This window comes from Lysinibacillus sp. A1, assembly GCF_000801965.1.
GTDB lineage: Bacteria > Bacillota > Bacilli > Bacillales_A > Planococcaceae > Lysinibacillus > Lysinibacillus fusiformis.
Genome location: NZ_JSZM01000002.1, coordinates 25906 through 37865 on the forward strand (window position 1 = coordinate 25906; position 11960 = coordinate 37865).

Consider the following 11960-nt stretch of genomic DNA (forward strand, 5'->3'; position numbering starts at 1 on the left):
AAAGGTCAATCATCCTCATTATTTAGATTCTTTATCTGTATCTTCTGCTTTGTCGCTAGATTCTTCCTTAGAAGCATTTTCTTCTGCTTTTTTAGCTGCTTCTTCAGCTGCCTTAGCTTGTTCTTCACTTGTTGTAGTAAAGAATTCTAGGGAATCTTTTAAATCCTTATCAGAAGTTTTAACTTTTGCATCTTTTGCCATTTTCGCAACGATGTCTTTTAGAATAGTTTGCGCTTCACCAGTTTGGTTCAGTTTGCTTAACATCGATGTACGAATTTTTTCCTCTTCATCTTTAAATGCACCAACATCTTTCACGTCACGCTTGTCCGTAATTTCGATTACGTGATAACCGAAGCTAGACTTTACTGGCTCACTTAAAGTGTTTAATTCAAGTGCATAAGCAGCATCGTTAAACTCATCAACCATTGAACCAACAGAGAACCAACCAAGCTCTCCACCATTTTGTGCAGAAGCTGTATCTGTAGAGTACTCTTTTGCTACATCAGCAAATTTAGCGCCACCTTTAATTTTCTCAATGGCTTCTTTTGCTGTTTTTTCATCTGCTACTAAAATATGACGACCATTTAATTCTGTTTTCATTTGCTCGTAGTATTTTTTTACATCTTCTTCTTTAATAGCTTGATCTTTTAAAGCTTTTTCTTGAAGAAGTTGAACGCGTAAAGAATCTTTAAAGCCTTGTTCTGTTAAGCCACTTTCAGCAAGTGCTTGTGCAAAACCATCACCAAATTGTGAAGCTGTAGTATCATAAGCTTCTTTAAGTTCTTTATCTGTTACTTCATATTTGTCAGACAATACTTTTTCAGTCACCATTTGTTGTAATACATATGAGCCTGTTAAAGATTTGGCTTTTTCATTAAAGTCAGCAACTGAAATATCGCCAACTTTAGAAGTAACGATTGCTTTGCTATCTCCGCCGCTACACGCACCAAGCGCTAAAACAGAAGCAGCTAAAGTTAAAGATAAAACTGTCTTTTTCATAGTGGATATTCTCTCCTAACATGGTTTCGTCCATTTTTTACTATAACATAAACGTTTTAAAAACAAAATGGTTCCCCCTTGAGTATTGCCTATATTTCAATTTTTGAAGCGCATAGGATATAGAAAAGAAAGGGGGTGAAGTTATGGGCAACGGAGGATACGGTGGCGGTGGCTACGGCTCAGGCTTTGCTTTATTAGTTGTGTTATTTATTTTATTAATTATCGTTGGTGCAGCGTTCCTATACTAATTAATAAAACAGTGAAAAGCTAAGAGCTCCATTAACTCTTAGCTTTTCTTAACAGTGTTAGACATTCACGCCGCATGCTAGAGATCCAAGCCATTAGTAATGGATTGAGCAAGTTGTTTTATGGGGACTCAACTTATCTTGTCGTATGCGGATGTGAATGTAATTTACTTTTCAATTGTTATACTGCGTATAAAATTTCAATATAAAATGAGACAAGTAAAATGGTAATAAGTATATTTATAGTTCGGAATATTTTTGGCTGGTTTTCTTCGGGAATTTCACGTCGCATACATAGAGCATATGTCATACGGTTAATTTGAAATAAATAGAATACCGAGAATAGAACTACAATCATTAATAGCAAGTCTATTCCTCCCCTCTTTCAATAGTAATAGCATAACAAAGAACGCCATTAAAAAACAAGTACAAGCAATTTAGTGAACAGTTGGTGGAACTAAAATTTCATAGCCCTTTGGTGTTTCTTCAATTTGTGAGTTTTTTGGTGAATTCAATAAATATTTCACGTAAAGTATATCAATCAAACATAGACTACAATGATACGCTAACAGCAAAGTACCGTAATGTGTGTATGCTGGTAGTAGCCAAGTACCTATTATAATACTAGTATTAAGAACGATAAAAGGCGTAAGAAGTGCTAGTATATAACGGTTTTTGGATAAAGGCTCACGAATACGCATGTGTAATACTGGAATTAGATAAAATTGCGTACGGACTCGCAATTTAAGATGCTGACGTAAATCGTAAAGAGCGAGAAAGTGTAAAAACTTGTGAACCGGATAAAGTGTTAATACAGCTATTACAAAGAGCCAGAATAAACGATCTGTATAATGCTCTTCATTGAATAAATTAAACGTCACATACGATACTGAAAAAACGGATAAGAAAGTAATAACACCCATTATAATAATACGCGTAGTGCCGTAATGATGTTCAAGATTTAAAATTTTCCAACAATGCATGGTTTATTATCAACTCCGAAAATAGGAAGTGTCCTATTTAATGTAAATTGAATTGTCTTAGAATGCAAGAGAAAGGAGGTACTTCAGAAATATTTCTGAAATACCTCCTTTCACATGATTTATTTCTAAATGAACAGCTAGAATTCACAGGAAAATATCTGTACGATAGCCTTATTTTATCCTTTTACAGTTGGACGTTCTTCAAGCGTGTCAAAGGAATCACGGAAATGCTGGAAGGAGCGTTCAAAAATATCGATGAAATCCTCACCATAAATATTTCGTATGACAGCCATTACGTCTAAAAAGTCTGGGAAACGGCCGTATAAGTCTTTTAAGGCCAATGATCCTTCTAATACAGAATGATAAGTATTATGGTAGTTTTTATTCATCTCTACAATAAGCTCTGTACCAGCTTCAGTTAGCTCAACATACGTATTACGCTTATCATCATCTCGCTTCGAAAATTTAAGGAAGCCTCGCTCTTCTAATTTTTTGGAGAAGTTAAATGCTGTTGATACATGCATGACTCCGAACTTTGCTACATCAGAAATAGAGGCTCCCTTTAAATGATAGGAAATCCACAAAATATGGTGTTCATTAATATTTAAATCATATGGTTTAATCCATTGTTGCCAATCTTTTTCAACCGCTTTCCATAGTGCTTTCGATAATTGCGCGATTCTTTGACTATAAAGCATTGCTTCTTTTTGTGTGTATAATTCCTCTGACAAAACCATCACCTACTGCTTTCTTTCACATTTTTAAAAATATTATAGCAGTAAAGGAAAAAAGTTTAAAGTTAGAAAAATTAAAAAATTGAAAAGTGGTTAAAAAATAATATTATAGCAATAGTTTTTGATGAAAAAATAGATTAATTAGCATCTAAAGAGGACTTTAGTCGCTAATTTTTTCCTGCGGTTTTTTCTTGTTTTCTGTGAATTGTGCAATGTTTTTCTCGATTTCGCTTATCGAATTCTGTAAAGCATCTAATTCTTGTTGCAAATTATTTTTATTTGGCTCTATTTCTTCTGTAAAAGTCGTAATTGTTTGTTTTAAATCATTTATTATTTGTGGGATATTATTTTTAACTTCGTTTGTTAATGTATTGACAGAATGTTTCACAGTCCCTACTTGTTGTTTAACATCAAGGAGCATACCTTTTGTTTGGTCTGCATTTTGTTTTAACGTTGAGCGTAACTGCTGGCCTGATTGTGGGGTTGAGAACAGCACAGCAACTGTTCCACCAATAATACCTGTTGCTAGTCCAATTAAGAATGGTTTTGCTTTCATATTATATACCTCATTTCTTGTCATGATTAACTACTATTAAACCATGAATTGCATGAATACAAAAAGAAAAAGAAACTGAGCAAGTGACAGAGCATCACCGTTCAGTTTCTTTCGATTATTTTAAAGTTAGTATTTATGAAATCTGAGAAATGGCAGTCACAAATTTAGAGCGCTTTACTAATTTTGCAACAATAGGATAAATAATAGCAAAAGCAACGACATTAAATGCTACCGCTGGAAGGACAACCCCAATAAAGAGCATCGCAAACGTTGCACCTACATTTGCATTGAAAACAAAAAGTGCCACTGCTAAAAAGACCGTACCTGATAGTATAGTACCTAAACCAACTAAAACTGCAGAGACAGCGAAACTATTTGCTATCTTTTTTAGAACAATTACAGCAGCTAAAAACACAAAGCCTGTTACAGCTTTATCGATAATGTTTGGAACTAGACCGGCAGGAAATGTTGTGAACAAACCTGAAAGTACACCTGTTGCTAGCGAAAGTAAAAACGTTTCTTTCACTGTAGGAAACAATAAAATGCCAATAAACATCATTGTTAACATGAAATCGGGTTTCATGCCGTTAATCATTCCTGGTGTAACGACATATAGTGCCGCACCGATCCCAACTAAAAGGGCCATTAATACTAAATTCTTTGTATTCATTTTTATCTCTCCTCGACTGAGCTAATCTATTAGTTTCCCAACGTGTCCTCTTGACCGTTAGCGAAACTTATTTGTGATTGTACGCTAAAAATTTTATATTTGCAATACAGTATGTGGGTTATTAAAATGTTAATATATGACAAAAAACGTTATAGGTTGGCTTTAATACTTTCTGCTACTTCAGCCAATTGTTCTGGTGAATATTTTTGTGTTTGCCAAACTAAACCTAAGCCTTCTTTTTCGTCATAACGCGGAATAAAATGTAGATGATAGTGGAACACAGTTTGTCCAGCCGCTGCCCCATTATTATTAATCGTATTCAATCCGATTGGCTCAAACGCTGCCTTAATGGCATTCGCAATTTTCGGTGCCGCAGCATATAAGTTGCGTGCAACATCCTCTGGCATTTCGTATAGATCTTGGCAGTGATGCTTTGGAATTAGTAAAGTATGACCTTTTGCAACTGGTGAAATGTCTGTAAATGCATAGACATGATCGTCTTCATAAACTTTTGTACTTGGAATGGATCCATCGATAATTTTGCAAAATAGGCAATCGCTCATGAGAATTTCCCCCTTATCGTATATGTAAATTCATTCTATCATACTCAAACCTGTATCATTTGCTAATTTTTGATAAAATATAAAACAAGAAGAGGAGTGAGGTTATGTCAGTATTAGAGGTACAGCATGTGACAGGTGGATATACAAGAAAACCTGTTATTAAAGATTTATCTTTTACTATTGAAAAAGGAGAGCTTGTTGGCTTAATTGGCTTGAATGGGGCCGGTAAAAGTACAACGATTAAACATATAATAGGAACAATGTTGCCAAAAGAAGGGGATATTTATCTTAATGGGGAAACGTTAAAGGAAGATACGGACAAGTATCGTACAGCCTTTTCTTATATCCCTGAAACCCCTGTGCTTTACGATGAGCTAACATTGAGGGAACATTTAGAATTAACAGCGATGGCTTACGGTATTGATAAGGCAACTCTAGATGCTCGTTCTGAAGTACTTTTAAAGGAATTCCGGATGGAGAAAAGATTAAACTGGTTCCCATCACATTTTTCAAAGGGAATGCGTCAAAAGGTTATGATTATGTGTGCCTTTCTAGTGAATCCTAGTCTGTATATTATAGATGAGCCTTTTGTGGGGTTAGATCCACTCGGAATTCAATCATTATTAGATCAAATGGATGAGAAGAAAAAAGAAGGTGCTTCCATATTAATGTCTACGCATATTCTATCGACTGCCGAAAAGCATTGTGATCGAATTATATTATTGCACGAAGGAAGAGTTCGAGCGCAAGGAACGATGGCAGATTTGCGACAAACATTTGCGATGCCCAATGCAACATTGGACGATCTATATATTGCAATGACAAAGGAGCGGGACCATGAAGAACTTGCGTGATGTATGGTCCTCTCGCTTTATGCATTATATCGGAGAAGTACAAAAATATATGCAATTTATTTTTACAGGGCATATTGCCATTGTACTTGTATTTCTAATTGGAGCAGGAGGCTACCAATATAGTGAATGGTTGAAAGTTGTACAGTCAGATTTCCCAGCTGAAACACTTATTGCTGTTTTTATAGGCGTCTTATTGGCCTTTAGTCGTCCTACTACGCTATTGAGAGAGCCAGATCAAGTGTACCTATTGCCCCTTGAATCAAAAATGTCGCTGTATTTTAGCAAGGCGTTAGCTTGGACATTTTGGTCTCAGGTTTGGATTGTAGCAATCGTCTACATTGTTAGTATTCCGCTATTAAAAGCAGTGACGGATTTAACAACGGGTGACATTTGGTCGATATTCCTACTTGTGATTGTGCTGAAATATATAAGTGTACGAGGAGAATTCAGCTATCGATATAGTGAACGCGGTCAAATGGTTTGGGTGGACAGGCTGATCCGAGCAATAATATTTGCTGCCGCTGTTTTTATGGGGCTGCAAGCTCAGTTGCTCCTATCAATTGTTGCTACAGTCATAAGTGTTATTTATATTATTGTCTTTAGAAAAAAATCTGCAGGAGAACCAGTACCTTACGAACATTTTGTAAAGCTTGAGCAAAATCGAATGATGAGCTTTTACCGTTTCGCAAATTATTTTACAGATGTACCCCATTTACATGGAAGCATCCGACGTCGAGGCTGGATGGACTGGCTCTATAAATTCGTTCCATATGGTAAAAATAACGCTCAAAAGTATTTAGTATTTCGCACCTTTGTCCGTACAGATGATCATTTTTATTTATGGCTTCGTCTTACGGCCATTTCAGCAGTGATTGCAGCATTTGTAGACATTCCAATTGTTACATGGATTGTTGCCGCGGCACTAAGCTTTGCAACGACTATCCAATTAAAACAGGCATTACTTTCAAGTGGGGAATTCCGCATGGACATGCTGTTTCCGTTGCCGGATAATGCTCGTCAACTAGCTGTGAAGCAAATTGTACGTCTAGCTATGATTACACAAGCGATCATCGTAGGATTATGTGCGATTACACAGCCGATGTTTTATATTGTAGTTGTCATTGTTTTAGTAATTAGTGAATTGACTGCGAAGGTATCTAAATAATGAAAAGCTCATTTTCCCAGCCTGTGCTGAGAAGATGAGCTTTTATTTGTTGTAGATCTATTCTGTATCCTCTTTTGGCATAGCACTATAAGTTGTAACGTAGGACGCTGCCGAGAAGATGTTCTGCTGATTTACACCACTAGAATCATCTCTTTTTGCATGTGCGTTTTCAAAGGCTTTAGAGCTTTTCCATGCTTCGAATGAATGTGGTCCATGCCACTGAGTCATAACAATATAAGTGTCATCCTTGATGGGACGAAGTAATCTGTAGGACTCAAAGCCCGGCTCATCCTCAATGGCATGTGAACGTTGTAAAAAGCGATGCTCGAAAACAGGGCGTCCTTCATCTGTTACGGGAATATTATTAAGAACAAAGAATCCATGTTCTTCTAGCTCATTTACCGAATCTAACACTTCAAATTTGCGAGGTGTGGCAAAAACAGATTTCCCTTCTGTTTCATGAATTAACACGGAATTTCCCTCTCCGTGAATTAAGATCATATGCTCATTTGGATACTTATTTTTCAGTTGTTCTAAAAAATCACCAGTACCAGAAGTTAAATAAATATTCATCAATTTATCCTCCTCATGAATCTTACTAATTATAGCGTGATTATACCCTTTTCAGCATAAGTCTAACGCTTTGTCCAAAAAGAATCTATCTAGAATGAACAATTTTATGACATTTCACTAGGAAAACTATACAATAACAGAGGAAGCGTTTACTATTGGAAACGGATATCAATAATAAAGGAATAAATAATACATTTTTTTCTTGACTCAGCAAATGTTTTTTGTACATAAATCGAAGTATAAGATACAGAAAACCTCTTTCCACTATAGAGAGTGGTGAACCCACTGATTCAAGATAAAGCCTCTGGTCGATATTGCAGATTTTGAAGAGAAGAGTAAAGAGCAAGGAATCTGGACACAATTACGCCAGGGCGTATGGATAGTAATGAATTTATCGAGGGGAAGGAATTATTCATGACAACTTTTAACGATACACTTCTGCGTGCTGCTCGTGGAGAAAAAACCACACACACGCCAGTATGGTATATGCGTCAAGCAGGACGTTCTCAGGCAGAATATCGTGCCATCAAAGAAAAATATTCATTAGAGGAAATTACACATCAACCTGAGCTATGTGCATATGTCACTCGTCTACCTGTAGAAAATTACAATGTTGATGCAGCTATACTATACAAAGATATTGTTACACCTCTTCCTGGAATTGGCGTAGATGTAAAAATTAAAGCAGGTATTGGTCCTGTTATTTCTAATCCAATTCGTTCAGTTGCAGATGTTGATAATTTAGGTGAATTCAACGCTAAAGAGCATACACCATTTGTATTAGAGACTATTAAAATCTTGACAGAAGAGCAATTAAATGTCCCGTTGATTGGTTTTGCTGGAGCACCATTTACACTTGCCAGCTATATGATTGAAGGTGGTCCTTCTAAAAACTATAACAAAACAAAGTCATTTATGGTGTCAGAACCGCAAGCTTGGTTTGCATTAATGGATAAACTGGCTGACATGATTATTGCAGATGTCACTGCCCAAATTAAAGCTGGTGCAAAAGCGATCCAAGTATTTGATTCTTGGGTGGGCGCTTTAAATGTGGAAGATTACCGTGTATTTATAAAACCAATTATGACGCGAATTTTTGCGGAATTACAAAAAGAAAATGTACCATTGATTCAATTTGGTGTCGGGGCAAGTCATTTAGCGAAGGAATGGAATGATTTACCGATTGATGTTGTCGGCTTAGACTGGCGCTTACCGATAAAAGAAGCACGCGCGAATGGTATTACAAAACCAGTCCAAGGTAACCTAGATCCATCACTTTTATTGGCTGATTGGTCAGTCATTGAAAAACGAGCTAAAGATATTATCGATCAAGGTTTAGAAATGCCGGGTCATATCTTTAACCTAGGTCATGGTGTTTTCCCAGAGGTTGATCCAGAGGTCTTAAAGCGTTTAACGACACTTATTCATGAATATAGTGCACAACAAATTCAAGCTCGTTCTTAAAAAGCGGATTTAAATGTGAAATATGTCCTTTTCTATGTAAGAAATTTTTATCATAGAAAGGGAGCTGTCCAACATCATAGATTGGACAGCTTCTTTTTATCACATAATGTATAAAAACATAAAACAATTTTAGAGGTGAAAAGGGTAATGAAAGAAGTTAAAGGCTTATTGGTAATGGCATACGGAACACCTTATAAAGAAGAGGATATTGAACCTTACTATACACATATTCGTCATGGTCGCAAACCTTCGGAAGAGCATTTAGAAGATTTACGTAGTCGCTATGAAGCAATCGGAGGCTTATCTCCTTTAGCAGCAGCAACACAGGCACAAGCTGAAGCGTTATGTGCACGTTTAAATGAAATTCAGGATGCTGTAGAATATAAATTGTTTATTGGTTTAAAGCATATTCATCCATTTATTGAAGACGCAATAGAGCAAATGGTCGCAGAGGGCATCAAAGAAGCTGTATCAATTGTTTTAGCTCCTCATTTCTCAACATTCTCTATTAAATCTTATAATGGCCGTGCTGTGGAAGCAGCAGGAGATCGCTTAACGATTACATCCGTAGAATCTTGGTATGATGAACCTAAATTTATTGAGTATTGGAAACAACAAGTTAATGATACATTTAAGTCAATGTCTGAAGAAGAACGTGAAACAGCATGTTTAATCGTTTCAGCTCATTCACTTCCTGAAAAAATTAAAGATTTAGGTGACCCTTATGAGGATCAATTAATTGAAACAGCCCGACTTATTCAAGAGGCAACTGGTTTGAAAAACGTTGAGGTCGGCTGGCAATCAGCAGGACAGACACCCGAACCTTGGATTGGTCCAGATGTTCAAGACTTAACACGTGAGCTTTATGAAGAAAAAGGGTTCCGTTCATTTGTTTATACGCCAGTAGGTTTTGTAACAGAGCATTTAGAAGTGTTATATGATAATGATTTTGAATGTAAAGTTGTTTGTGATGAACTAGGCGCAAAATATTATCGTCCGTCGATGCCAAATACACATCCTTTATTTATTGATGCGATGGTCGATGCGATTTATAAAAAATTAAGCTAAGCGAAAAGAAAGTGATGATGTTGGTGACTCAGAAAAGACGAAAGGTAGTTGTTGTAGGCGGTGGTATTACGGGCCTTACAGCTGCGTTCTATATGCAAAAACAAGCAAGCACAAAAGAATTGCCATTAGATATCGTACTTGTCGAGTCGTCATTACGTCTTGGCGGAAAAATTCAAACACTAAGAAAAGATGGTTTTATTATTGAGCGTGGGCCAGAATCTTTTTTTGACCGTGAAAATTATGTAAATGCTTTAGCAAAGGATCTCGGTATCGAACAAAAAATCATGACGAGTAACGCAGGACCCAACTATGTTGCTGTCGGAAGCCAGTTATACCCAATCCCAAGCCATCTTTTATCAGGAGAAACGCCACATATCTCATCATTTATTACATCAGGCTTGTTTTCACTAAGCGGTAAAGTTCGTGCGGCAGGTGATTTTTTTATCCCCCGCTCAGCACAAGACGATGATCAACCATTGGGGGCATTTTTTAGAAGAAGGTTTGGCGCAGAGGTTGTTGAAAATCTAGTGGAACCTTTACTAGCAGGGACATTTGCAGGGGATATTGAGCAATTAAGTATGAGCTCAACTTTCCCACAGCTTTATCATCTAGAGCAAAAATATCGTAGCTTATTAGTAGGGATGAAAAAGGCTGGAACAAATTTCTTGAGTAATGATTTTATTGATGAAAATAAAGGGATATTTCAAACCTTTAGTAATGGGCTTGAAACATTAATCGAAAGTATTGAGGAATCTCTACTTCCGGGGACAGTGATGAAAGGTGTCAAGGTCGAAGAAATTGAGCATGGAAAAGATGGGTCTGTACATGTAATGCTAAACAATTTCTCACATATTAAAGCGGATGCGGTCATTATTGCTACACCCTTTAATATGGCGGATAAGATGTTCAGTAAGTATAATTTATTAAATGAACTAGGGACAATGAAAGCTGCAACTATCGCAACCGTTACAATGGCATTTAAAAAGGAGCAGCTTGGTGAGTTAGACGCGCTCTCATTTTATGTCTCTCGAAATAGTGATTTTTCAATCACTTCATGTACGTGGATGAATCGAAAATGGCCGGGTACCTCACCTGATGATAATGTGTTATTACGTAGTTATATTGGTCGAGTGGGTGACGAGGCGATTGTAGCATTATCAGATACTGAGATTGAAAAAACAGTGCTACAGGATTTAAATAAAACTATCGGTATAAATGGAGAACCGATAACGACTGTAGTTACACGCTGGAAAAATGCGATGCCACAATACACCGTTGGACATGAGGCGAAGGTCCAACGCATAAAGCAGGAATTACGAGAACATTTTCCAACTGTAAAATTGGCAGGCAGCTCATTCGAAGGAATATCCATCCCAGAATGTGTGCAACAAGGTAAACATGTTGCCGATGAAGTGTTGGCGGAAATTTTTTGTTAGTAGAAGCACGATAGTACAAACATTATGTTTGTACTATTTTTTTATTGACGTAAGTTCAAAAGAAGACAAAAAAGAAATAGCAAACTAACTATTTCATAGTTTGCTATTTCTACATCTATACATCCAAATTTTCTAGATAACCTAGTTCTAAGAAATTCGATGACATGACCAAACGATACCACCAGAGTTAGCTCCACCTAGTGTAAGAGAGATAGTCAATCCATTGGCTTCATAGAACAAATCAATCGTATCTCCAGCATTTAAATTCACTTCTCCTGCCAAAGTGATTGTGCCATTTCCAAGAACTGCTCGTAAAGTTAATACAAGTGCCACATTGACGTTTAGTACAGGGAACAAGCCACTAATTAAATTTGTTGTAGCATTTTGTCTAATTGCAAATGATGGGTTAATTCCCCCTCCTAAAGTAACACTAATGGCCGCAGTAGTGGAGTAGTTAATAGTTGCTTCAAAGGAATATCTACCTGTAGTTGGTACAGTGAATATACCAGTTGTTGGATTGAATGCAGGTGTTGTAAAGTATGGTGACGCGACACTCCAGTTAGTGATTGAGGTAGATCCACTAACAACCAACGTGTTTTTAAAGGCAGAGAATCCTTCAGTAAACGCAGGTCCAGTAGCCCCAGTCACAC

14 protein-coding genes and 1 pseudogene are annotated in these 11960 nt (G+C 36.8%); 6 read left to right on the forward strand and 9 right to left on the reverse strand.

Features of this window, described 5'->3' with window-relative positions; translation table 11 throughout:
• Positions 1–18: 18 nt before the first annotated feature.
• Entirely contained in the window at positions 19–999 is a 981-nt protein-coding gene (locus PI85_RS01620) for a peptidylprolyl isomerase (protein WP_036120336.1), read from the reverse strand.
• Positions 1000–1142: 143 nt separating this feature from the next.
• Between PI85_RS01620 and PI85_RS23740 the strand changes: the two genes are divergently transcribed.
• A complete protein-coding gene (locus PI85_RS23740; protein ID WP_004230765.1) occupies positions 1143–1247 on the forward strand; it encodes a YjcZ family sporulation protein in 105 nt (34 codons plus the stop codon).
• Between the two features lie 178 nt (positions 1248–1425).
• Here PI85_RS23740 and PI85_RS01625 read toward each other — a convergent pair whose 3' ends face one another.
• From PI85_RS01625 to PI85_RS01650, 6 genes are all read right to left on the reverse strand, one after another.
• Positions 1426–1611 (reverse strand): hypothetical protein, encoded by a 186-nt coding sequence (locus tag PI85_RS01625; RefSeq protein ID WP_008173337.1) that lies wholly within the window; start codon positions 1609–1611, stop codon positions 1426–1428.
• A gap of 70 nt (positions 1612–1681) precedes the next feature.
• Positions 1682–2227 (reverse strand): DUF3267 domain-containing protein, encoded by a 546-nt coding sequence (locus PI85_RS01630; RefSeq protein ID WP_036120334.1) that lies wholly within the window; start codon positions 2225–2227, stop codon positions 1682–1684.
• Between the two features lie 176 nt (positions 2228–2403).
• Positions 2404–2964: an HTH-type transcriptional regulator Hpr gene (locus PI85_RS01635; RefSeq protein WP_008173331.1), complete on the reverse strand. Its 561-nt coding sequence runs from the start codon at positions 2962–2964 to the stop codon at positions 2404–2406.
• A gap of 157 nt (positions 2965–3121) precedes the next feature.
• Entirely contained in the window at positions 3122–3517 is a 396-nt protein-coding gene (locus tag PI85_RS01640; protein WP_036120331.1) for a YtxH domain-containing protein, read from the reverse strand.
• 133 nt (positions 3518–3650) lie between these two features.
• Positions 3651–4187: a tryptophan transporter gene (locus tag PI85_RS01645; protein WP_036120328.1), complete on the reverse strand. Its 537-nt coding sequence runs from the start codon at positions 4185–4187 to the stop codon at positions 3651–3653.
• 149 nt (positions 4188–4336) lie between these two features.
• On the reverse strand, positions 4337–4750 hold the full coding sequence (locus PI85_RS01650; protein ID WP_036120324.1) for an HIT family protein: 414 nt from the start codon (positions 4748–4750) through the stop codon (positions 4337–4339).
• Between the two features lie 104 nt (positions 4751–4854).
• On the opposite strand from PI85_RS01650, the gene PI85_RS01655 reads away from it, so the two are divergent.
• Complete coding sequence (locus tag PI85_RS01655) at positions 4855–5604, forward strand: ABC transporter ATP-binding protein (protein ID WP_036120321.1); 750 nt, start codon at positions 4855–4857, stop codon at positions 5602–5604.
• Positions 5588–6769 carry an ABC transporter permease gene (locus PI85_RS01660; RefSeq protein WP_036120318.1) on the forward strand — a complete coding sequence of 394 codons (1182 nt, stop codon included), beginning with the start codon at positions 5588–5590 and terminating at the stop codon, positions 6767–6769. The genes PI85_RS01655 and PI85_RS01660 overlap by 17 nt, the downstream gene beginning before the upstream one ends.
• 57 nt (positions 6770–6826) lie before the next feature.
• On the opposite strand, the gene PI85_RS01665 is transcribed toward PI85_RS01660, so the two are convergent.
• Complete coding sequence (locus PI85_RS01665) at positions 6827–7342, reverse strand: antibiotic biosynthesis monooxygenase (protein ID WP_036120315.1); 516 nt, start codon at positions 7340–7342, stop codon at positions 6827–6829.
• A gap of 414 nt (positions 7343–7756) precedes the next feature.
• Here PI85_RS01665 and hemE point away from each other — a divergent pair, with 414 nt between their 5' ends.
• The 3 genes from hemE to hemY all read left to right on the forward strand — a co-directional run bounded on the left by hemE (position 7757) and on the right by hemY (position 11310).
• The gene (gene hemE / locus PI85_RS01670; protein ID WP_036120312.1) at positions 7757–8806 is read left to right on the forward strand and encodes a uroporphyrinogen decarboxylase; all 1050 of its coding nucleotides are present in this window, start codon (positions 7757–7759) and stop codon (positions 8804–8806) included.
• 147 nt (positions 8807–8953) lie between these two features.
• Entirely contained in the window at positions 8954–9874 is a 921-nt protein-coding gene (gene hemH / locus PI85_RS01675; RefSeq protein ID WP_036120309.1) for a ferrochelatase, read from the forward strand.
• A gap of 14 nt (positions 9875–9888) precedes the next feature.
• Positions 9889–11310, forward strand: coding sequence for a protoporphyrinogen oxidase (hemY, locus tag PI85_RS01680; RefSeq protein ID WP_036120307.1), 1422 nt, complete (start codon positions 9889–9891; stop codon positions 11308–11310).
• A gap of 147 nt (positions 11311–11457) precedes the next feature.
• Here hemY and PI85_RS24780 read toward each other — a convergent pair.
• Positions 11458–11960, reverse strand: a pseudogene (locus PI85_RS24780) (collagen-like protein); the annotation flags it as partial.